The 21,238-nt window shown below is 63.0% G+C and carries 24 protein-coding genes; 19 read left to right on the top strand and 5 right to left on the bottom strand.

The features are described 5' to 3' along the window. Positions 1-96 precede the first annotated feature (96 nt). Positions 97-888 (top strand): hypothetical protein, encoded by a 792-nt coding sequence (locus ACLIRY_RS10675; protein ID WP_413205375.1) that lies wholly within the window; start codon positions 97-99, stop codon positions 886-888. A gap of 105 nt (positions 889-993) precedes the next feature. Here the strand turns inward: ACLIRY_RS10675 and ACLIRY_RS10670 are convergent, their stop codons facing one another. The 4 genes from ACLIRY_RS10670 to ACLIRY_RS10655 all read right to left on the bottom strand — a co-directional run bounded on the left by ACLIRY_RS10670 (position 994) and on the right by ACLIRY_RS10655 (position 4,171). Continuing rightward, positions 994-2,079 (bottom strand): nucleotidyltransferase family protein, encoded by a 1,086-nt coding sequence (locus tag ACLIRY_RS10670; protein ID WP_413205374.1) that lies wholly within the window; start codon positions 2,077-2,079, stop codon positions 994-996. Further along, positions 2,061-3,326, bottom strand: coding sequence for a PqqD family peptide modification chaperone (locus tag ACLIRY_RS10665; RefSeq protein ID WP_413205373.1), 1,266 nt, complete (start codon positions 3,324-3,326; stop codon positions 2,061-2,063). The genes ACLIRY_RS10670 and ACLIRY_RS10665 overlap by 19 nt, the downstream gene beginning before the upstream one ends. A gap of 208 nt (positions 3,327-3,534) precedes the next feature. Beyond that, positions 3,535-3,711, bottom strand: coding sequence for a hypothetical protein (locus ACLIRY_RS10660; protein ID WP_413205372.1), 177 nt, complete (start codon positions 3,709-3,711; stop codon positions 3,535-3,537). A 292-nt stretch (positions 3,712-4,003) separates the two neighbouring features. Beyond that, positions 4,004-4,171 (bottom strand): hypothetical protein, encoded by a 168-nt coding sequence (locus ACLIRY_RS10655; RefSeq protein WP_413205371.1) that lies wholly within the window; start codon positions 4,169-4,171, stop codon positions 4,004-4,006. A 237-nt stretch (positions 4,172-4,408) separates the two neighbouring features. Here ACLIRY_RS10655 and ACLIRY_RS10650 point away from each other — a divergent pair, with 237 nt between their 5' ends. The 10 genes from ACLIRY_RS10650 to ACLIRY_RS10605 all read left to right on the top strand — a co-directional run bounded on the left by ACLIRY_RS10650 (position 4,409) and on the right by ACLIRY_RS10605 (position 14,345). After that, positions 4,409-4,723, top strand: coding sequence for an ArsR/SmtB family transcription factor (locus ACLIRY_RS10650; RefSeq protein WP_413205370.1), 315 nt, complete (start codon positions 4,409-4,411; stop codon positions 4,721-4,723). Continuing rightward, positions 4,720-5,079: an SRPBCC family protein gene (locus ACLIRY_RS10645; protein WP_413205369.1), complete on the top strand. Its 360-nt coding sequence runs from the start codon at positions 4,720-4,722 to the stop codon at positions 5,077-5,079. The genes ACLIRY_RS10650 and ACLIRY_RS10645 overlap by 4 nt, the downstream gene beginning before the upstream one ends. 43 nt (positions 5,080-5,122) lie before the next feature. Then, positions 5,123-5,728 (top strand): ATP-dependent Clp protease proteolytic subunit, encoded by a 606-nt coding sequence (locus ACLIRY_RS10640; protein WP_413205368.1) that lies wholly within the window; start codon positions 5,123-5,125, stop codon positions 5,726-5,728. Positions 5,729-6,017: 289 nt separating this feature from the next. Beyond that, positions 6,018-6,632 carry a terminase small subunit gene (locus ACLIRY_RS10635; protein ID WP_413205367.1) on the top strand — a complete coding sequence of 205 codons (615 nt, stop codon included), beginning with the start codon at positions 6,018-6,020 and terminating at the stop codon, positions 6,630-6,632. After that, positions 6,610-8,130 (top strand): hypothetical protein, encoded by a 1,521-nt coding sequence (locus tag ACLIRY_RS10630; protein WP_413205366.1) that lies wholly within the window; start codon positions 6,610-6,612, stop codon positions 8,128-8,130. The genes ACLIRY_RS10635 and ACLIRY_RS10630 overlap by 23 nt, the downstream gene beginning before the upstream one ends. 317 nt (positions 8,131-8,447) lie before the next feature. Continuing rightward, positions 8,448-9,782, top strand: coding sequence for a DUF4055 domain-containing protein (locus ACLIRY_RS10625; RefSeq protein WP_413205365.1), 1,335 nt, complete (start codon positions 8,448-8,450; stop codon positions 9,780-9,782). A gap of 184 nt (positions 9,783-9,966) precedes the next feature. After that, the gene (locus tag ACLIRY_RS10620; protein WP_413205364.1) at positions 9,967-10,635 is read left to right on the top strand and encodes a hypothetical protein; all 669 of its coding nucleotides are present in this window, start codon (positions 9,967-9,969) and stop codon (positions 10,633-10,635) included. Positions 10,636-10,668: 33 nt separating this feature from the next. Beyond that, a complete protein-coding gene (locus ACLIRY_RS10615) occupies positions 10,669-11,253 on the top strand; it encodes a hypothetical protein (RefSeq protein ID WP_413205363.1) in 585 nt (194 codons plus the stop codon). Between the two features lie 232 nt (positions 11,254-11,485). Next, entirely contained in the window at positions 11,486-13,093 is a 1,608-nt protein-coding gene (locus ACLIRY_RS10610) for a hypothetical protein (RefSeq protein ID WP_413205362.1), read from the top strand. 238 nt (positions 13,094-13,331) lie between these two features. Then, complete coding sequence (locus ACLIRY_RS10605; RefSeq protein ID WP_413205361.1) at positions 13,332-14,345, top strand: major capsid protein; 1,014 nt, start codon at positions 13,332-13,334, stop codon at positions 14,343-14,345. A 268-nt stretch (positions 14,346-14,613) separates the two neighbouring features. Here ACLIRY_RS10605 and ACLIRY_RS10600 read toward each other — a convergent pair whose 3' ends face one another. Further along, entirely contained in the window at positions 14,614-15,855 is a 1,242-nt protein-coding gene (locus ACLIRY_RS10600; RefSeq protein WP_413205360.1) for an MFS transporter, read from the bottom strand. Positions 15,856-15,959: 104 nt separating this feature from the next. Here ACLIRY_RS10600 and ACLIRY_RS10595 point away from each other — a divergent pair, with 104 nt between their 5' ends. The 8 genes from ACLIRY_RS10595 to ACLIRY_RS10560 all read left to right on the top strand — a co-directional run. Next, positions 15,960-16,850 carry a LysR substrate-binding domain-containing protein gene (locus ACLIRY_RS10595; protein ID WP_413205359.1) on the top strand — a complete coding sequence of 297 codons (891 nt, stop codon included), beginning with the start codon at positions 15,960-15,962 and terminating at the stop codon, positions 16,848-16,850. 416 nt (positions 16,851-17,266) lie between these two features. After that, positions 17,267-17,776, top strand: coding sequence for a hypothetical protein (locus tag ACLIRY_RS10590; RefSeq protein ID WP_413205358.1), 510 nt, complete (start codon positions 17,267-17,269; stop codon positions 17,774-17,776). Between the two features lie 4 nt (positions 17,777-17,780). Continuing rightward, positions 17,781-18,308 (top strand): DnaT-like ssDNA-binding protein, encoded by a 528-nt coding sequence (locus tag ACLIRY_RS10585; protein WP_413205357.1) that lies wholly within the window; start codon positions 17,781-17,783, stop codon positions 18,306-18,308. Positions 18,309-18,313: 5 nt separating this feature from the next. Further along, the gene (locus ACLIRY_RS10580; protein ID WP_413205356.1) at positions 18,314-18,685 is read left to right on the top strand and encodes a hypothetical protein; all 372 of its coding nucleotides are present in this window, start codon (positions 18,314-18,316) and stop codon (positions 18,683-18,685) included. Beyond that, positions 18,682-19,068, top strand: a complete 387-nt coding sequence (locus tag ACLIRY_RS10575; protein ID WP_413205355.1) for a hypothetical protein — start codon at positions 18,682-18,684, stop codon at positions 19,066-19,068. Before ACLIRY_RS10580 ends, ACLIRY_RS10575 begins: the two co-directional genes overlap by 4 nt. A gap of 2 nt (positions 19,069-19,070) precedes the next feature. Further along, complete coding sequence (locus ACLIRY_RS10570; protein ID WP_413205354.1) at positions 19,071-19,247, top strand: hypothetical protein; 177 nt, start codon at positions 19,071-19,073, stop codon at positions 19,245-19,247. Continuing rightward, positions 19,244-19,759, top strand: a complete 516-nt coding sequence (locus ACLIRY_RS10565) for a hypothetical protein (RefSeq protein ID WP_413205353.1) — start codon at positions 19,244-19,246, stop codon at positions 19,757-19,759. The genes ACLIRY_RS10570 and ACLIRY_RS10565 overlap by 4 nt, the downstream gene beginning before the upstream one ends. Before the next feature lie 41 nt (positions 19,760-19,800). Next, on the top strand, positions 19,801-21,238 hold a 1,438-nt coding region (locus ACLIRY_RS10560; RefSeq protein ID WP_413205352.1), incomplete at its 3' end, for a hypothetical protein.

Here is a 21,238-nt window from a genome sequence, read left to right as displayed (position 1 = left end):
CGCAGAGAAAGATGTTTCTGTGTTCAATGACAAAATAACATTGAAAATTGCATTTCGTATTGCCATTGTCATTGAAATTCGATTTTGGAGGTAGTCATGAGCATTCAGTCCCAGGCCCCTGATGTCATCGATTTTCCGCCTTTGGAGGGGGCGACTGCGCCCCCCCAGGCTTGGTTGGACAAACTGCGAGGGGAGGACCTGGACGAGGCCTTTCTGGATAATCTTTTGGTTTTGCGGGAAACCCTGCGCTGTCGACCCGGAGAGGGCCGACGTGAGGGACGGCGGCGGCTAGAGGGGCTTGCTGCCATGGCTGCCCGCTTGCCTTCCGAAGGCGCCACAGCGCGCCGCATCGCTGCGAAGGGGCGCTTGATCCAGGATTTGCTGGAAGAGAAATGGGATCGATCGGAGATGCCGGTTCAGGACCCGGGCACGGCGGAAACCCGGGTCCGGCGCCAGGGGGGCGACCCCATTGCCCGAATGCTGGCGGCGGGTCGAATCGATGACGCCCAGGCCGAAGCCGCCCGCCGCTTGCGCCGCGTGGTGGAGGGCATCATGCGCCCGGTGATGGCCCATTCCCCGCGTATCGACGGGGTGCACGGTGTCTCTGGCGCGTCCGGGGCGGGGCGGTTGGTCGATCTGATGCCCGGCGAGGTGGCCTGGGAGCACGCACGCCTCTACCTGCCCTGGTTCCGGGAGGTGGCGGGCTGGACTCGACGCGGAGGGTATCGCCCGGTGGATCTGGTCCTGGATGTGGTGGTCATGGACTTAGGGGTGGACGCGGCACGCAGGAAACACCGCTGCGCCCTGGATACGGCTCAGAGGGATCTGGGCGATGCCCTGACACTTTATGCGAAACGGGCGGGGGTTGGGCGGTACAGGCGGACATAGGGGGGCGGCATTCTAGATCACGATGAAATCATATAGTGAGGGCGGAATGAGACGGAAAACCGCACACATTTTTCCTCATTCCGCTCTAAAATTTACTGGATATACTCAACCCTTGGTGTCTCTTCCGGTGCGAAAAACATCCATATAGCGACGAACGACCCCGGGGATGGTGGATGGGCGGGTCAACCTTTCCAGGAACCGTCGGCTGAAAACACGACCGATGGTTTGGCGCAGGAAGGCTTGGCGGGGGAACGCGGTGACCAGTTCCTGACGGTTGAGGGCGGTCCGATTCCGGGGCAGGGGGGAGGGCAGGCCGAACAGGCTTTCCGTCATGGTCAGGAAAGGCGCGACGGTTCCCTGCCAAGCGGGAAGCGAGAGGTGGGCCGTCAGGTCTTCCGGCAAGCGACCGTCGAAGTCTGCGGTGGCCCTGTTCACCACGTCCAGCGCCTTCATCAAGGGCGTGCGGCTGGCCTCGAAGCGGGGGACTGCCATGACCGTGGATTGCACCAGAGCGTGGACGAGGCGGTGCCGGGCACCGAGCCGTCCAATCCGCATGCCGTCCCAGTCCATCCATACCACTGCGTCCAAGGCCTCCCCATCGGGGATGAGAGTCGCCAACCCCCGGTCTACGACATGGCGATGAGGTTCTACCATGGCGGGCCAGGAGTCGTGGATGCGTCCGGCGTATTGGTGGGATTCGGCCCAGGCGTCATCGTCCGTATCGGGTATGATTTGGTATCCCAGGCGGTTCATGGTGGCGAGTGCGACCTTCCGTTCCCTGGGGTCAGGGAGCCAAAAGTCGAGGTCGGCCATCATTCGACCGCTGCGCGCCCAATCCGCAGGAAGCAATTCCGTTGCCCCCTTGAGCCAAATGGGGCAAATGCCGTCCTTGTTGAGGGCGGCGGTCAAGTTGCCCATCTGCTCTCGTAAAAGGCCATTTCGCCCCTGATTCAGGTCGTGGAAAGCGGCGAGGCCGTCCATCACTTCGGGGGGAATATCCTTGGTAAGGGAGTCATGGCGGTTGAGGGCGGGCAACAGCACCGGCAGAAGCATATGCTGGTCTGCCAGGGGCATGATTCTGGACCACAGGGCCGGATCCGGTGCCTCCAGATTGGTTGTCAAAGGGGATACCGCCCGGCAAAGCCAGGAGAGGGCCGAGAGTGACGCTTTTCCTAGACGTTGAGCAAGCATTGCTCCGCTTCCTCCAATGAGGCGTAGGACAGGCGGTAAGCCGGGGTCTCCTCAAGGACCCCGAACAAGCGGGCCAGTCGGTCGGGTTCGCACCGTTCCCCCGTGGAGAAGCCCGCATCCACAAGGGACAAGAGCGTGTCCTGAAGAGACAGGGGAACCAATCCTGCGGGGCTTTGGGGATCGTAATGGGGAAAGACGAAGGCTCGGAGCCGCCTTTCCGTACCGTCTTTGCCCACATGTTGCTCCTTGGCGACAGGCATGAAGCGGGCGGTCTTGCCGATATATGAGGTGATAGGGCGGTCCATGAGGCCGTGATACAGGGGGGCAAGCAGGGGCCAACTTCCCGGTTTCACCGAGATGGATGTGGGGCAGGGAAGGACCGCTGTCATCACATGGTCCGTGTCGCCTTCCTCTCCCAGGCCGGTGAAGTCGTCACCGCCGTAGCTCCAGCCCCGGGCCGCCAAATAGGCGCTCAGGGTGCTTTTGCCTCGACCCGACAGTCCGGGAAACAGGATCACGCCATCCCCTGTGCTGCCCTGTGCGGCGGGGGGGCGCAGTGCGGCGGCGTGAACCGCGGCGATCAAATGAGCCTGGGGGTATCCCAAGTCCATCAAGAGGAGAAGGAGGTGATTTAATGCGTCCAACGGGTCGGTCGACCAAAGAAGGTCTGTTGATGTGTCGACCCAGATCCGCTCTTGATCGACGAGAACACGCAGAAAGACGGGGGCATCCGTTTGGTCATCGCTTTCACGGGAGGGGAGACCGCTGAGCATGGCAAAAAGGCGCGGTGCCAGTTCTGAATCCAGCGGCTCTTCTGATTGACCAACGGCGATGGAGAATGATCTGTCGTGTAAACGGCAGTGGATGGTCTCGGTTGGGATCGGGGGAGGGCGCTCGCCCTCTTGAGCAACGGCTAACCCTTTGCGAAGGGCAGTATGGGGAAGGCTCGGTGATCGGCCATATTGGCCCAAGTCATTGGGACCTTCGATCCACCCATTCGTTGTCCAATCCACGAGGCAGCACGAAACGTCATCGCGTACCTCGTCCGAGCATACGGAGAAGACCTCGGCCAGATCCCGCGCCAAGTCCTCCTCTGTTGCTTCCTTCCCGTCAAGAAGGAGCCATAGGGCTGCGGCCGTGGGGTTAAGGACAGCCATTTCGCGTTTGTCGATGTCGACGAGGGCAAGATGGGTATCGAACAGATGGGAATAGAAACGACCGTCAAAGTCGCCCGGCTCGGTCTGCATGGAGGGCGTTTCCTGGATACCGGCGGAGGGGGATGGTATTATCAACCTGCCCTGGCCATGATCATCCATCGAGGCCAGGGCAGGTGGGTCTTCAGTCGCATGGAATCCGTGGTCCTGACGCCCCCCGTTATGGCAGGGCGGGATGTCTGCGAACCGAACTCGTGCTTTTACATCGTCCTGCTTGCTGTCGCTTAGGCTTTCGACACCGTTATATGGCGCTTGCGGCCTGGGCCTTCAGGGACATCATGGCAATGGTCACGGGCGCGACGTAGCCGAGCTTCGCGAGCCGCCCCAAAGCGGCTCGGCGCCGCGTGTCCTTGGGGGAATCCACAGAGTCTTGGGATTCGAGACTGAGATCGGAGGGCGTTTTGTCATTCTGGTTCATTCTTCTCGTCCCATGAGTTGGGCAATAGTGCAGATAGCCGCGTGATTGCGAACTCCTGTTTTCCCTCGGGAACCGATTATTGAGGGTCAAAAGAAGTCGTTGTAAATCAAAGTGGAGCAATTCCTTTGTAGCGCCACGTCTCTTGTAAGGTCAGGATTTGTGTGTTCATCGAGACCTTGTAGTTTAGGTCTTGGTAAGTCAACTTTTCGAAGTAAATCCATTACTTGGTGTGTGGCTGATAAAGGTCGTAGTGGGCTGTCGTTCATTGCCGTTACAAGTGGGACAGGAGGGGTTAGTAGGCCGCAGCCTTCAGGGAGATCATGGCAATGGTCACGGGCGCGACGTAGCCGAGCTTCGCGAGGCGAGCGAGAGCTGCGCGCCGCTTTTCTCTGTGGACAGAACCGTTCGATGACGTCTGTTCGGCGTCCTCGGGTGGGGGTGTGGTGTCATTGTGGTTCATTGCGGCGTCCCCTGTATCTGGTTTCACGTTCCATGAAAGAGTGAATTTAGCGAAATTTGTGTCGTTTCGGAAGCAGTTTTTCGCGGATAGAGAATCCCATGCCATGAGTGAATGATTGTCTGCTCATGGCGTCTTTCGGCTGTATTTTGTGCCGCAATATGGCCTTGCTCCCTTCCCCGAGATTAACGAGGTGAATGGGCACTTGCTTGACAGATAAGTGTGTGCTTATCTATTTGCATGATCGAAACCGATATCTTCAAAGCGCTGGCCGATCCAACACGCCGTGCCATCTTTGAAAAGCTGGCAAACGGACCCCTGAATGCGAGTGCCTTGAGGACTGGCATGGAGATCAGCCAACCGGCCATGTCCCAGCACCTTGCGGTGTTGCGCAAGGCAAGGTTGGTGCGCGAGGAACGGTCCGGGCGCTTCGTCAATTATCAAGTTGATCCCGATGGGTTGGCGCTCATCGCCGGATGGTTGGCCCGATACCGGGCCTATTGGCCGGAGCGGATCGATGCCTTGAAAACCCTGCTTAAGGATATGGACCAATGAGTGATGGGGATCCGAAGGAACGGATGCCGGAATTGGTGTTCGAGGTTGACCTTGACGCGCCGCCCGAAGTGGTCTGGCGGGCGCTCCACAGACCGGACCTGCGCGAGGCTTGGCTGCCCAAGGGCGGTTTGGTTGAGTCCGAGCCGGTTTTCTGCCTGCCGGGCCGGGAGATTTGCTACCGAATGCGGGACGAGGCTCCCCCGCACCTTGAAAGCCAAGTGACCTTCCAGGTTCGACCCGGTGTCGAGGGGGGCGCCACACTCCGGATCGTCCATCGACTTGCGGATCCGCGTCTGACGGAAGGGCGGAGACCTTTGGCGAATGACAATGGATCCCCGCTCATGCGGGTGGCCTAAAACCCGTTCATCAAGAAATCATATGCAATTCAGGAGGTCACTGATGCGTGACGTCATGCAGCTTGTCCCCATGGTCGTTGAGCAGTCAAGCCGGGGGGAACGGTCCTTTGACATCTATTCCCGGCTGCTGCGGGAACGGATCGTCTTTGTCAATGGCGAGGTCAACGACGGGATCTCGGCTTTGGTCTGTGCCCAGTTGCTGTTCCTGGAAGCGGAAAATCCGGGAAAACCCATCCACCTGTACATCAACTCCCCCGGTGGTGTGATCACCAGTGGTCTCGCCATGTATGACACCATGCGCTACATCAAGGCGCCGGTTCACACCCTGTGTATGGGGACCGCCCGGTCCATGGGGTCCTTCCTTCTGATGGCCGGGGCGCCAGGGCACCGGGCGGCGCTGCCCAACGCCAGCATCCATGTGCATCAACCGTTGGGTGGGTTCCAGGGACAGGCATCGGATATCCTGATCCATGCCGAGGAAATGAAGCGCACCAAGCACCGGATCACCTCGCTCTATGCGGAACACTGTGGGCGGACCTATGAGGAGGTGGAGCAGACCCTGGACCGCGACCGGTTCATGACGGCCGAGGAATCCTTGGAATGGGGGTTGATTGACCAAGTGGTTCGCGAGCGGGAGGCCGCCGCTTGATGTGATCTCGGAGCACTCCAAACTTTATATAATGAGCGTGAATGGGGGGCGGGTGAATCAAGCGAAGGGTCATTCAGCGGCTCGATTTAGGGTGAATGACAAAAGAACATCAATTGACTGGTGAACGCAAAAAACAATGTTGACATGGTGGGTGGTTAAGGGTAATGTCATTTCATCATCAAGTTAATGGGTGGCGCGCCGGGCAACCGGGGCGCCCTTTTCGTATCCCTATCGCGCCGTCGCCGCTCTTTTCAGGGTGGGATGGTGCCTTTGACATGAGGCCCCCTCTATGGCGCCTGCTCCCGCAAAACCCATTCTCGCGGAAATCGAGGAGCGGTTCGTCGCGTGTTACCTGAACAATGGACGCAATGGGGCCAAGGCCTGGCGCGAGGCGGTGGACGGTGAGGCCGATTGCCGCCGTGCCTCTCGTCGGGCGGCGGCGCTGCTGCGCCGTCCCACGGTCCAGGCGGCCCTCGAACAGGCAGAGCACCGGGCCTTGCTTCGGACCGAGGCCCTGATCGAGCGCTATGCCATCAGCGAGGAACGGGTGCTGAGTGAACTGGCTTCCCTGGCTTTTTCCCGGCCCCTGGATCTGATGCGTTTCGACGAGGAAGGCAAGGCGGAGGTCCGCCTCACGGGTCTGTCAGACCGGGAGGCCGCAGCCATCAAGGAACTGACCGTCCATGAGTTGAAGGATGGCACGGTCAAGGTCCAGGTCAAATTGGCCGACAAGCTACGGGCCTTGAACATGTTGGGCGCCAAGCTGGGCATTTGGGGGAAAGGCTCCCAGAACGGCATCGAGGGGCCGTCCGGTGGCGGGCTCTCCGCCCTACTGGAAGAAGCCGCCCGCCTTATGGAGAGGGAGCGGAAGGAGGTGGCCCATGGCGCAGCGACCGACGGCTGATCCCCTGCCGCAGATCTACGAAGGGTTGGCCGATTATGGTCGTTTGCGGTGTTTTTGGCGGGCCGATCCGGTTCTCTATGCCCGCCAACGCCTGGGGCTCAATCCTACCCGTCAACAATCGGCCCTGCTGGAGGCCATCGGTCATCCTGGCGCAAAAGTGACCGTGCGGGCAGGCCATGGGGTCGGCAAGACGGCGGCCACGGCCAGCGCCATCTGGTGGCATCTGGAATGCTTTGACTACTCCAAAACCCCCTGCACGGCGCCCACGGCGAGCCAGTTGGAACAGACCCTCTGGTCCGAACTCTCCCGCCTGCGCCGCAAGGCTGACGACCGGGCCTTGGCGTTGGGTTTGCCCGGTTACCTGTGGTTGGGCGCCCTGTTCGACCTGTCGTCCCGGGCCATCACCGACCGGGGGACCCCGCGGGAGTGGTTTGTTACGGCCCGCACGGCCCGCCGCGACCAACCCGACGCGCTACAAGGGTACCACGCTTCGGATGTGGAGATCGACTTGGACGGCGGTGTCCGCTCTCATGCTTATCCCGTCGAACGGGAGGGTGGCGCGTCACTGATGTTCGTCATTGAGGAAGCCTCCGGCGTTCCCGATGCTGTCTTCGAAGTGGCCGAGGGAGCTCTCTCCAGTCCTGGAGCCCGGTTGCTGATGGTCGGCAATCCCACCCGCAACACCGGGTTCTTCGCCCGCTCGCACAAACGGGATCGGGCCAGCTTCAAGGCCCTGCGTTTCCGCTGTGCCGACAGCCCGTTGGTCGACCCCGGTTATCGGGAGGCCTTGATCCGCAAGTATGGGGAGGGCTCCAACGTGGTACGGGTCCGCGCCGACGGGGCCTTTCCTCGCCAGGATGATGATGTGCTCATCCCCCTGGACCTGACCGAGGCCGCCCTGACCCAACAGGGGGCGGCGGGTGGGGGCGAGCGACGCCTGGGTGTGGACGTGGCGCGCTTTGGCGATGACCGGACGGTTTTTCTGCTGCGTGCCGGGGCCAGATTGGAGGCGATCGAGGTCACATCCGGCCGCGACACCATGGCCGTTGCCGGACAGGCTGCGGACCTGGCCCGGAAATGGACGGCTCAGACCATCCATGTGGATGAGATCGGTGTGGGCGCGGGTGTCGTTGATCGCTTGCGGGAGGACGGCCTTCCCGTGGTTGCGGTGAACGTGGCCGACAAGGCGCCCGAACGGATGGTGGGCGAGGAACGGGGGCGGTTGTTGCGTGACCACCTGTGGCTTGCGCTCAGGAGTTGGTTGCGGGACGAGGCCCCGAGCTTCGCCGATTTGCCAAGGGACCGGGCCGAGGATTTGGCCGGAGAATTGTCCTCGGTCCGTTACGGCTTTGATGGGTCAGGGCGGGTGGTGGTGGAAAGCAAGGACGCCATGAAGCGACGTGGTTTGCGCAGTCCGGATTTGGCCGATGCCTTGGCCCTGACCTTCCACGAAGGGCGGCCCGCGCCGGGTGGCAAGGTGACGCGGTTGAGGTTTTGATTTTTATGGACTCGCTCACGCCAGATCGCTGCGCGATCGGCTCCGCGCGGGCTGGCTTCGCCCGGCGCGTAGTCACGCGCTTGGGTGTTTGAGCGATAGGGCTGCGCCTTTGGTCCTTCGGAACAAATGCGCATCACGCCCAAGCGCCCGACTGGGCGCCGGGCGCAGCCCGCCCCATCGGAGGCGTCCGCGCAGCGGACTGCCGTCCTATCGCTCCAACACCCAAGCGCCCGACTGGGCGCCGGGCGCAGCCCGCCCCATCGGAGGCGTCCGCGCAGCGGACTGCCGTGAGATATCAACAAAGGACTCCCCTTTCCATGCCTGATCTTTTGGACCCTGGCCGTCCTTCGGCCGAGTACCTGGAGGCATTGCCGGGCTGGGCCATGGTCCGCTCCCTCATGGGCGGGACCTTGGCCATGCGCGCTGCCGGAGAACGCTACTTGCCCCGGTACGAGGCCGAGGACCGGGAGGCCTATCGCACGCGGCTGGCCCGGGCAGTTCTGCTGCCCGCCTTTGAAGAGGCCGTGCGGGATATTTCCAGCCGGGTCTTTTCCCGTCCCCTGGTGCTGGGGGAGGATTTGCCCAGGCGAATGGTTCCCTGGATGGACGATGCCGACCTGTTGGGCAACGCTCTGCAGGTGGTCGCCGAGCGCTGGTTCGCCGAGGCCGTCGCCACGGGCCTGGGCTGGATGCAAGTGGAGATGCCCGGCCCGGATACGCCTGAGCATCTCCGTCGTCCCTATCTGATCCCCCTGGCTGCGGAGGATGTCATCGCCGCCTATCCGGAACGGGTGGATGGTCGTTGGCGTCTGGCCCATGCCCGAGTGCGTCACCGGGTCACGGAACGGGGCGGTTTTCAGGAACGGCAGCGGGACTACATCCAGGTGCTTGAACCGGGGCACTCGGAAACCTGGGTTCGAGAGGGGAAAGACTGGCTGTTGGTGGATGAGACCGAGACGGGGGTGGACCTGGTGCCCCTGGTCCCCCTGCGCCTGGGCGCATCGATTGGCGCGCTTGCCGCCCGGCCCCCGCTGGAGGGGCTCGCCCATTTGAATGTGGCCCATTGGCAGTCGGCCAGTGACCAACGGAATATCCTGACCCTGGGGCGCTTTGCCATGCTCGCTTTGTCCGGTCCCGCGCCGGAAAATGCCGAGGGCATGCCCCTGGAGGTGGGACCCAAGACCTTTCTGCATAGTCCCGAGACCGGGTCCCGTTGGTACTATGTGGAGCCCGCAGGCACGGCGATCCAGGCGGGCGAACGGGATCTGGAACGGCTGGAAGCCCAGATGACACGGTTGGCCATGGAACCCCTGGTCAGCCGTCCGGGTACGGCGACGGCCACGGCCGCAGCCATTGCGTCGAGCCGCGCCCATTCCACGGTCAAGGCCTGGGCCATGGCCCTGCGCGATGCCCTCGAACAGGGGCTGGATATCATGGCCCGTTGGGGGGGAGAGGAAACGGGCGGGTCCGTGGACGTGAATACCGATTTCACCGACCAGCGGGAGGCCGCCGATCTGGACGCTTTGGCCCATGCCCGCGACGGCGGTGATTTGAGCCGGGAGGCCTATTTGGGTGAGCTGCAGCGGCGGGGTGTCCTGTCCTGGGCCTATGACGCCCAGGCCGACGCCAAGCGGATCGCCAGCGGAGGATGAAGCGCGGGCTGGAGTGGCTTTGCGTCCCAACTTGGCCTCGAGAATACTCTTAAATCACCATGATTTAGACCGTAACTGGTTCAGCAAGAGGCAAGTCGATCCAGTTTCACTCTGGCCCACACTCCCATCCGGGGAGGCGCGGCCTCCCCGGACCCCGCGTTCCCTTTTCAGTGGAGACCAGTTTATGACCCTGCGAGTCAGATACGCCACGGCCGAGGACATCCCCGAGGCCTTGCGGGACCATTATGCCCAGACCGAAAGCGGCGCCTTTGTCCTTCAGGCCGAGGGCCTGCGGACGGAGGACGACGTGGAGGCCGTCAAGGAAGCCCTGCGCAAGGAGCGCGACGCCCGCAAGGAGGCGGAAAAGGCCAGCAAGGATCGGAACCTCGCCGCCCCCGACCTGGAGGGCCTGCGTCAGGTTCTCACCGAGCGGGAAAGAGAGGTGCAAGCCTTGAACGACCGTCTGGACGAGTCCCTGGGCCGGTTGCGGCAAGCCGGAGAGGATCGCCTGAAAGCAGCCGTTCTGGAAGCCTGTGCCCGGGCGGGCGTGCGCGACCTGAACCGGACCGATGCCTGGAGGGCGGCCAAGGAGCTGTTCGCCGTGGATGATGGCCTGTCGGTTGTCTCCAAGGATGGGGAACGCACCCTGGACGGCTGGCTGGCGGAGGTCCGCCAGAGCGGCGGCGCGGCCTGGTGGGACGTGGGGTCTGGTGGGGGGATGCCCCCCTCCCGGGCGTCCTCTGTTGCTCCCAATCCCTTCGCATTGGGCTCCCTGAACCTGACGGAACAGGGCCGTCTGATGCGCGAGAATCCCGATATGGCCAAGCGCCTGCGCGAGCAGGCGAAGGGCTGAGGACGGAACAAACCCAAATCAAAGGACTCTGTTATGACGATGCCCCAAAGTGGTTTGCATACCCATCCCGACGCCACCACCGAGGACTCCGGCGTGATTGAACTGGCCACCGAGGCTGAAGCCGTCGCCGGAACCGACGACGAGCGTGCGGTGACCCCTGAGAGCATGCAGGCGTGGGGAACGTCCAAGATTGCCCTACATCGAGCGACGCTCTCCAGCAATCATACGGTTCAGGGCGGAACGCAGATCGTCATGCCCTTCAGTGTCTTGAACACCGAGATCGGCTCGGCCTCGGATGTGTCCTTGAACAGCAGTGGAGAGATGGTGTTTGCCCGGTCCGGGTTGTACCAGCTGCGGTATGGAACCTCCGTGTCGGGTGTGCATGGGGGAATCTATCTCGAAATGAAAGCCCACGCAGCCGACAATACGTTGTTGCGCAATCGCGGTGTAACCAGCGGCCTCGCCGACAGTTCCGAAAACCTTCAGCCGCAATTCGTTGACTTTCTGTGGATGCCCACAGGGGGACGGATTACCTGCGAGGTGGCTTTCCATGGGAATGGGGGGGCGGTCTGCTCCATGGCACGGACCGAGCTGTCGGTTATGCGCATCGCCGATTGATCTTTTTCTGCCGGGCATCTTGCCCGATGGATTTCCCTGGTCTGTAGCCTTTTCCCCATGGGGGTTCTCCCTCTCTTGCATCCCCCCGCGCCGGTTCTCCCGAACGTAGGGGGCTGTCTTCAAATCGCGGAGGGCGCTTCACCCTGAGTGAAGCGTCTTCCAAGTCGAAGGGCAATCGACCCCTTTGGACCGGATGCCCTTCCTTATGAACGTCTATTGAAAGGCCGTTTCTATGAGCAATTGCGATGAAAACGAGACTGCTGCCTCCCCCATGCCCTTTAGTGGCAATCACACCCATCCGCTGGCGACGACCGCTACCTCGGGGGTCATCGAGCTGGCCACGGCGGCTGAGGCCGTCGCCAATCCGACCTTCATCGATGCTCTGGCGATCACGCCCTATACCCTGGGCCACTATACCGGCCTCGTAGGTCAGGTCGCGAGTGTCGAGACCTCGGACCTTCTTTTGATCCGGGACGTGAGCGCCGACAAAGATGTGTCCTATACCTTCGGCGCCCTGAAGGATGCTGTCACCCCGCCCCAGGCGACCACTGAGACCCTGGGCATCGTCGAACTGGCGACCGATGCAGAGGTGATCTCTGGGACCGATACCGAGCGTGCGGTGACTCCGGCAGGTCTTGAGGCTTGGTCCGTTGCCAATCCGGCGACGGAGGCCGACCGTGGTCTGATTGAGCTGGCGACGGACGCCGAGGTTGTCGCTGGAACCGATGCCGAGCGCGCAGTGACCCCAGCGGGTCTTGAGGCTTGGTCCGTTGCCAATCCGGCGACGGAAACCGACCGTGGTCTGATTGAGCTGGCGACGGACGCCGAGGTTGTCGCTGGAACCGATGCCGAGCGCGCGGTGACCCCAGCGGGTCTTGAGGCTTGGTCGGCTGCCAACCCGGCGACGGAAACCGACCGTGGTCTGATTGAACTGGCGACGGACGCCGAGGTTGTCGCTGGAACCGATGCCGAGCGGGCGGTGACTCCTGCAGGTCTTGAGGCTTGGTCGGCTGCCAACCCGGCGACGGAAACCGACCGTGGTCTGATTGAGCTGGCGACGGACGCCGAGGTTGTCGCTGGAACCGATGCCGAGCGTGCGGTGACTCCGGCAGGCCTTGAGGCTTGGTCGGCTGCCAACCCGGCGACGGAAACCGACCGTGGTCTGATTGAGCTGGCGACAGACGCCGAGGTTGTCGCCGGGACGGATGCCGAGCGGGCGGTGACTCCGGCAACTCTTAAGACTTGGTCGCTTGGCCAAACCTGTCAGGTTCAGGTCATGAAGGAGTCGGGCACCTTTGTCACGCCCCCAGGCACGCGGTGGCTGGAAGTTGAAGTCACGGGCGGCGGCGGCGGGGGAGGTGGCTCTCAGACCAATCTCCCCGGCGCGGGTGGCGGTGCGGGTGGATGGGCCCGAGGGTTTATTGAAAACCCGGCAAGCACCTATCCTGTGACCATTGGTGCGAAAGGAACGGGCGGAAACAACACTCAAGGATCAGATGGTGGAGATACATCCTTTGGTGATGAAACAACCAGCATCGTCGCGATCGCAGAAGGCGGCGGTGGCGGCGGTGGCCCCGGAGGTGGGGCGAACGGTGGTCGCTCGGGAGAGGGAAGCGGCAATGCCGGAGGAAGTTTCGGTGGCGGCGGCGGCGCGAACTTCGATGCGGTTCGAGGTGGCGAAGGGGGCGGCAGTTGGTGGGGGACCGGCGGCCTAAGCGGTGGCAACTCTGGTGGAAACGGCTCACCATACGGTGCGGGCGGAGCTGGTGCCGGTGGTCTTAGCCAGTCGATTGGAGGCGACGGCAAGGAGGGCATCTGTATCATTCGGACGTGGAGCTAGATCAAACCGCCCTAAATCGGCATCGATTTAGGGCGGATCATTTGATCCAGACTCATATGGTTAGAGCATCGCGTGGAGCGGAAAACAGGTTCCGACTTTTCCTCATTCCGCTCTAAAGATCGGTGCCTTCAGGGAAGGAGGGCGTGAGGCCCTCCTTCCTTTTTCTTCTCTATGCGCGCAATAATGCCGTTAAGGCATGATCGCGTCTTCTTCACCTGTTTAACGGAGAATATTCGTCATGCCGACGATAGCCACGCGCCTTTCGGACGTGATCGTTCCGGAGGTTTTTCAGCCCTATATGGTCCAACGTGCGCTGGATATGGACGCCTTCGTCCAGTCCGGCGTTGTGGTCCCGGATGCCCAGTTCGGTGCGCTCGCCTCGGGCCAGGGCAGCACGTTCAACCTGCCGTTCTTCAATGATTTGGATGGGGAGTCCAACGTGGGCTCTGACGATCCGGACAGTTACTCCACCCCGGACAAGATCACCGCCGGGCGAGACGTCGCCGTGAAGCATGTGCGCAACAAGTCCTGGTCTTCCATGGACCTGACCGCCGCTTTGATGGCCGAGGACCCCATGCGCGCCGTTGCCGAGCTGGTGGCGCCTTTCTGGGTGCGGGATCGTCAACGGGTGCTGATCTCCAGCCTGACGGGCGTTCTTGCCGACAACATGGCCAACGATGATGGGGATATGGTCCACGATATCGCCACCGATGACGCGGGAGCGGTGACCGCCGACGCGTTGATCGGCGACGACGCGGTGTTGACGGCAGCCCAGACCATGGGCGACATGAAAAACCGCCTGACCGCCATCGCCATGCATTCTGTGGTGCATACCCGCCTGCAACGGCTGGGTGCTCTGCTGTCCGTCTTCGACCCGCAGACCGGCGATCTGCGCTACACCACCTATCTGGGCTATCGGGTCATCGTCGATGACACTCTGCCGGTTGAGGCGGGGAGCAATCGCAAGACCTACACCACCTACCTGTTCGCGGATGGGGCCGTGGCCCATGGGGAGGGACAGGCCAAGTTGCCCGTGGAGACCGAGCGGGCGCCGGGCGCCGGTGACGGTGAGGGCATGGAGATCCTGCATTCCCGGCGGCATTTCCTGCTCCATCCCCGGGGCATTCGCTGGATCGGCGCGACCATGGCCAAGCCCGCGCCGACCAATGCCGAACTGGCGCTGGCCGGGAACTGGGATCGGGTCTACGACCGCAAAGCCATCCGCTTCGCTGCCCTGAAGACGAATGGGTGAGGTTCTGGGGGGCGGATACCGTTGCACTTGGGGGCTTTCGCCCCCAATCCCCCAATCGGGAGGCGCAGCCTCCCGAACCCTCCGGTTTTTTCGGTTGTTCTGTCTTTTGCATCGCCATTCCCGCATATGCGAGAATCCAGGATCGAAACAGGATTAAGAGCGCACATCCCTTTGCTCGCGTATCGGACAAAAAAAGGGAAGGGTTTGGGAGGCATCGCCTCCCAACCGGGGTTGGGGGCGGGAGCCCCCAGTTTGTTTGACCTCTGCCTCAGGCGACCTGGGGGGTGGGGGTTGGTTGGTCCCGAAGGAGGAACACAATCAGCCCCGCCCCGACCGCCAGCCCCAAGGACAGGGTCCAAAGCCAGTCATAGCGGTTGGTCAGGTCGAAGAGATAGCCTCCGGTGAAGGCGCCCGCCGCGCCTCCGACCGCATGACCCGCTGAGATTAAGCCCATCGCCAGTCCCATGACTCGTAAGCCCAGGTGGCTTGCCGCCAGGCTTGCGGTGACCGGAACGGTGGCGTAGTCAACGGCGCCAAACAGGATGGCGAAGGCCATCAGAGTTTCGTAGTCAGACCCGACGTGCATCAGGAGAAGGAAACTCAGGCCACGGACCAGATAGATGGTTCCCAGCAGGGCCACCCGGTTTACGCGGTCCGTCAGCCACCCCGCGAGGATCATTCCCAGCAGGTTGACGGCGGATAAGGTGCCATAGGCCGTCGCGCCCGGGACCGGTCCGATGCCGCAAAAGGAGGCATAGGGCAGGAAATGGGTCTCGATTACGCCGGTGGTCGTGTAACCGCATAGGAAGAAGCTCCAGAAGAGAATATGGAAGGCGGGGCGCTTCAAGGTCGCTCGCAGGTCTCCGGCCAGGGATTGGGTGTCGAGTTTGGCGCCCAACTCTGTGGCTTGCGACCCGGGGCGGCGTCCTTCCGTCTGGAGGGCCCACCACAGGAGACCTGCTGTCACCAGGGCCGCTGTGCCAAGGGTCAGAAAGCTCAAACGCCAGCTTTGGCTCTCCAGTAAGAGAGCGATCAACGGTACGAGCAAGAACTGACCTCCCGTGGCGCCGGAGGTGCCAACCCCCATGGCGAGGCCCGCCCGTTGGTCAAACCGTCGGGCAATGGCCGTGGAAACCACATGGGTGGCGACAAGGCCAAAGCCCGCTGCGGAGAGCAAACCGTAGGCGAAGACCAACGCCAAGGGACTCTCCGCCAAGGAGAGGAGGAGGCTGCCTGCGCCCGTCAATATTAACCCCAGGCCCAGGGTTACGCGGACACCCCGCTGGTCCACCATGCGTCCGGCGAAGGGCGCGACGACGGCCATAACCAAGAGGGCCAGGGAGGCCACGCCGGATATGAAGCTTTGGGACCAGCCGAGTTCGGCTGTCCAGACCGGCATGACGAGGCTCAGGGAGGCCCGTGCCGAAAAGGCGAGGGCAAGGGCGAGGAAGCCGATTGCGACAATGAACCAACGGTGGAAAATCGATAGGGTGGTGGGAATAGGCGGCATGTCTTTGTCTCCGGTCCGGAAGGGAGCGGGAACAATTCTGGAAATGGAGGGGTTCGGCAAACGATGCTTCTTTCATCAGAGTTTAGATGAGCTAAACTTGCATCATGGCTATTCGCTTCTCTCTCTTGCACACGTTTGTGGTCGTCGCCCGGTCCGGTCGGATGCGCGATGCGGCGGAGGTCTTGTCGCTCACCCCGGGGGCCATCAGCCAGAGGGTGCGCGCGCTGGAGGAGATCATGGGACACCGCCTGTTTGACCGGACGGGAAGCGGCATCGTCCTGAATGGCGCGGGCCTCCGGCTGTTCGAAAGCCTGGATGGCCCCTTCCGCCAGATCGAAGTGGTGGATGGGGATTTGGGCCGGGGCGCCGGTGGCCTTGTTCGGATCAGCGCCACGGCGGCATTCACGGAGAATTGGTTGGTGCCGCGCCTGCCTCGGTTTTCTGCCCTCCACCCTGCGGTGGACCTGTCCCTGGAAACGGAAAACCGTCTGGTTGATCCGCGAAGTGAACCTGTCGACTTGGCGATCCGCCACGGATTGGGTGGGTATCCCGATCTGGAAAGTGTTTGGTTGATGGCTCCGGAAATGGTGGTTGTGGGGGCTCCTTCGCTGCTTGCTGACCGCTCTTCTGTCTCGGAGCCAGCGGATTGCTTGTCCTTTGCCCTGCTCCATGACCTTCAGCGGGCGGATTGGCGACTTTGGTTCGAAGCCCATGGGGTCCCGGTGTCCCGGGACTTGAGAGGACCGGCCTTTTCCAACGATAGTTTGCTGATCGCTGCGGCGGAAGCCGGGCAAGGGATCGCCTTGGTTCGTGAGGTGCACGCCGAGGAGGCCTTACGCGCGGGGCGATTGGTCCAGATGATCGCCCGGTCTTGGCCGTCCCGCTTCGCCTATTACGCGGTTACGACCCGTGAGGCCCTGGAGCGACCTGCCGTCAGACACGTCCGGGACTGGTTGGTTGAGGAAGCTCAACGTTTCTCTATCCAAATGGGGTGATCCTTCGTTCCTCTGGTGACAGTGGATAGCGTTGCACTTGGGGGCTTTCGCCCCCAATCCCCCAATCGGGAGGCACAGCCTCCCGAACCCTCCGGTTTTTTCGGTCATTTCCGGACGCACGCCTTCGCGGGCGTGACGAAACAGGATTGTGAGCGCTCCTCCTCCTTGCTCTCACATTGAACAAAGAAAGGGAGGGTTTGGGAGGCATCGCCTCCCAACTGGGGTTGGGGGCGTGAGCCCCCAGTTTGTTGAATGTCCGCCTTCGGCGGAGCGGGGCGTGAGCCCCCTGTTTGTTGGATGTCCGCCTTCGGCGGAACGGGGCGAGAGCCCCCAGTTTGTTGAATGTCCGCCTCCGGCGGAACGGGGCGAGAGCCCCCGGTTTGTCTCCATCTCAACCGTAAAAAGCGACATCGACCATGACCCAGGACCCCCGGGCCATCGTGCCCGCATATCTGTTTCCCGGTGGGGAGACCGTCGTCTGGTTTTCCGAGGACGGAGTCACCTACCGGGACTTGGGCCTTCTGTCCGGCGCAGTCTTGGATCGGAGCCGTGCCACCCTGACGTTTTGGGAAGATCGGGCAGACGGGACCTTGGTTCCGGCCCGCGAAGACCCGCTGTCCGATCGCCAGGACCTCCTCTTTGAGGCCCGGGAGTGGAACGCGGACACCCTGCGCGCGGTCCTGTTGGGCTCCCTGGACAGGGACGACGCGAGCGGGGTGACCCTGACCCCCTTTGCCCGGACGGCTTTGAGCGGCTTTGCCCAGATCTCCGTCCGCGCCCTGGAGGGGCCGGTCCTGACCTGGCGATCCGCAGCCATCCTAGCTCCGCGCGGCGGGCCTCTGCCCTTGAGCTCCGGCGACTGGCTTGGTTTGCCCTTGCGGTTAAGCCTGATCCCCCCCTTTGACCCCTGCGAGCTGGAGCGTTGACCCCATGACTCTGACCGTCGAAGAGGGCCTCGGGCTGGCCGAGGCCGACAGCTTCCTCTCCCTGGAGGCAGCGGATGCCTATTGGTCCGATCGGCCCCACGCCACCCTGTCCGGCCCCTGGCTCGCCGCGAGCGAAACCGGGCGGGAAGGGGCCTTGCGGGAGGCTTCCGCCCACCTGGGGCTGGCCTATGGCGAGCGCTTTTCCGGGGTGCCGACCCGGGGGCGGGGGCAAGCCCTCTGTTGGCCCCGTTTAGGTGCCATCGATCGCTCCGGTACGCCTTTGGGGAGCGGCAGTATCCCCCGGGAGGTGCTCGCGGCCACCTGTGAATTGGCCGCACGCGCCCTGTCCGCGCCCCTGATGGCCGACCGCGACCGGGCGGGGCGGGTGAGTGAAGAGGCGGTGACCTTGGACGCCGTTTCGACCCGCACGGTCTACGACCTGTCCTTTCCCTCGGGTCCGGCCCTGCCGGTGGTGGAGGGCCTGCTGTCGCCCCTGTTCAAGCGGGGCGGTTCCCGTCTTTTAAGAGGATAACGCCCATGCCCGTCACCAAGGAAACCCTGTCCGGCGCTGTGGAAAAGGCGTTGGCGGCGGCCGGAGAGGTTGTGTTGAGCGCGATCTTGGTCCGGTTCCCCGATCCAGCCTTTGACGATGTCGGCGCTGTGGAAAGCCGGGTGCCCTTGCGCGTGGCCCTATTGGCCAGCGCCCTGTCCGCGCCGGACTCGCCGATCCGTCAACCGGGCGACCGCCTGGCCCTGGCCGCCGGAGAGCAGAGCGCCGCTCCCCGGGTCAATGACCGGCTGGAGGTGGCCGGTTGGGCCTATCGCATCGTCGATGCCTCGGACCGCTCCATGGGCATGGGAATGCTCCACCGGCTGGTGCTGCGGCCCATGGGCGAGGTCGCGCCATGAGCGCCACCGCCCGAAGCCTGATCGCCGCCCGGGTTGCGGCCCTGACGGCTCTGCCTTTGGTGGACGAAAACACCGCGGCCCGCCCCTTCCGGAAACAGGCTTGGTTGACCCTTGCCCTGGAACCCGACCGGGCCGAGGGGGGAGTGCGCTGGGCGGGGGAGGGGGGGAGCGCTCGCCTGACCCTTTATCATCCCCTGGGGGAGGGCCCCGACGGAGCGGAGGCTCTCGCTCAAACTCTGTCGGATGGCCTGTCCGTCCGCCGCCTGAGCGATGACGGCGCGGCCCTGGTGACCGGGGCGACCCAAGCTGAACCGGCCCATGCGGAGGGTCCCTTCTGGGTGCTGCCGCTGACCCTGCCCTACCACGTCATACGAGGGAGGTAACCATGGCCGAGGATACGACTGTCCATCCGATTGCCATTCCCATGGCCAATCCTTCACCGGCCTTTCCATCCGCTTCTCCATCCTTTGACGAACCGGTGCGCCGGGAGGCGGAGGAGCTGCTCCGGCAGATTGACGCGACGCGGTTCTTGCTCGCCCGGCCCCAACGGGGGGTCCGATGAGCGCGCCCGATACCCTTCTGAGCCTGGAGGGCGCGGCGATCCTTGGCAAATGGAGCGCCCGTGGCGCCAGTCATCTGCTCACCCCCCTACAGCGCGGAGAATTCTGGCGGGACCAGGAGGGGACTGCCCGTTTCGCGTCCCTTCCGGGCACGAAATACGCGCTGACGGTTTCCGCCTCGGACGTGCGGCCTCCGGCCTTTGCCGGATTGTGGCCGGGTCAGACCGTGATCGCGACCTGCGCAAGCCGTTTGGGGGCGGTTTTGGCCCCTGGCGTGACCGGCTGGACGGCGGAGCGGGATTTTGCCCCCAACTGGCTCCGCTGCCATGACGAAACCGGCGCGGATCACCCTGTTATCGACATTTCCGGACGAACCATCACCACCGCTGCCCATGACGGGCCGGTGACGGTGGTGGTGCGCCCGGTGCTGACCTTGATGGTCCGGGATTGGTCCCTGGGCCTTCTGGAATGGGACGGCCGCCACCCCTGGCGGCTGGTCCTGGAGGAGGTGTGAGACCTCTTCCGCCCCCTATATCCCCTTGCAAGGAGTGCCCTATGAGCACGCAATGCAGCAGTAACTCGGTTCTCCCGATGCCCTTCAGCGGCAATCACACCCATCCACTGGCCTCCACCAGTGGGGCGGGCGTGATGGAACTGGCCACCGACGAGGAGGTGGTCGCAAACCCCGATACTCTCGAAGCCCTGGCGGTCACGCCCTACACCCTGGGCCATTATACCGGCTTGGTGGATCAGGTCGCGACCGTCGAGACCTCGGACCTTCTGTTGGTGCGGGATGTGAGCGCCAACAAAGACGTGTCCTATACCTTCGGTGCCCTGAAGGACGCCGTGACCCCACCCCAGGCGACAACCGAAGTCCTGGGCATCATTGAACTGGCGACAGACGCCGAGGTGATCGCCGGGACCGACACCGAGCGTGCGGTTACTCCGGCTGGTCTTGAGGCTTGGTCCGTTGCCAACCCGGCGACGGAAAGCGACCGTGGTTTGATCGAACTGGCGACGGATGCCGAGGTGATCGCCGGTACCGACAGCGAACGTGCGGTTACTCCTGTGGGCCTTGAGGCTTGGTCCGCTGCCAACCCGTCGACCGAAACCGAGCGTGGTCTGATCGAACTGGCGACCGATGCCGAAGTGATCGCCGGAACCGACACCGAGCGTGCGGTGACTCCTGCGGGCCTTGAGGCTTGGTCTGTTGCCAACCCGTCGACCGAGACGGAGCGTGGTTTGATCGAGCTAGCGACCGACGCCGAAGTGATCGCCGGAACCGACAGCGAACGTGCGGTTACTCCTGCGGGCCTTGAGGCTTGGTCTGTTGCCAACCCGTCGACCGAGACGGAGCGTGGTTTGATCGAGCTGGCGACCGACGCCGAAGTGATCGCCGGAACCGACAGCGAACGTGCGGTTACTCCTGCGGGCCTTGAGGCTTGGTCCGCTGCCAACCCGTCGACCGAAACCGAGCGTGGTTTGATCGAATTGGCGACGGACGCCGAAGTGATCGCCGGAACCGACAGCGAACGTGCGGTTACTCCGTCTGGTCTTGAGGCTTGGTCCGCTGCCAACCCGTCGACCGAAACCGAGCGTGGTTTGATCGAATTGGCGACGGACGCCGAAGTGATCGCCGGAACCGACAGCGAACGTGCCGTTACTCCGGCTGGTCTTGAGGCTTGGTCTGTTGCCAACCCGTCGACCGAAACCGAGCGTGGTTTGATTGAGCTGGCGACGGACGCCGAAGTGATCGCCGGAACCGACACCGAGCGTGCCGTGACCCCGTTTGGTCTTGAAGCCTGGTCTGTTGCCAATCCAGCGACGGAAGCCGACCGTGGTCTGATCGAACTGGCGACGAATGCAGAAGTGATCGCCGGAACCGACACCGAGCGTGCCGTGACCCCGTTTGGTCTTGAAGCCTGGTCTGTTGCCAATCCAGCGACGGAAGCCGACCGTGGTCTGATCGAACTGGCGACGAATGCAGAAGTGA

Source organism: Rhodospirillum sp. A1_3_36 (genome assembly GCF_047263945.1).
Lineage (GTDB): Bacteria > Pseudomonadota > Alphaproteobacteria > Rhodospirillales > Rhodospirillaceae > Rhodospirillum.
The sequence above is the reverse complement of the archived record's forward strand: the minus strand, read 5'-3'. Positions and strand labels throughout refer to the sequence as shown.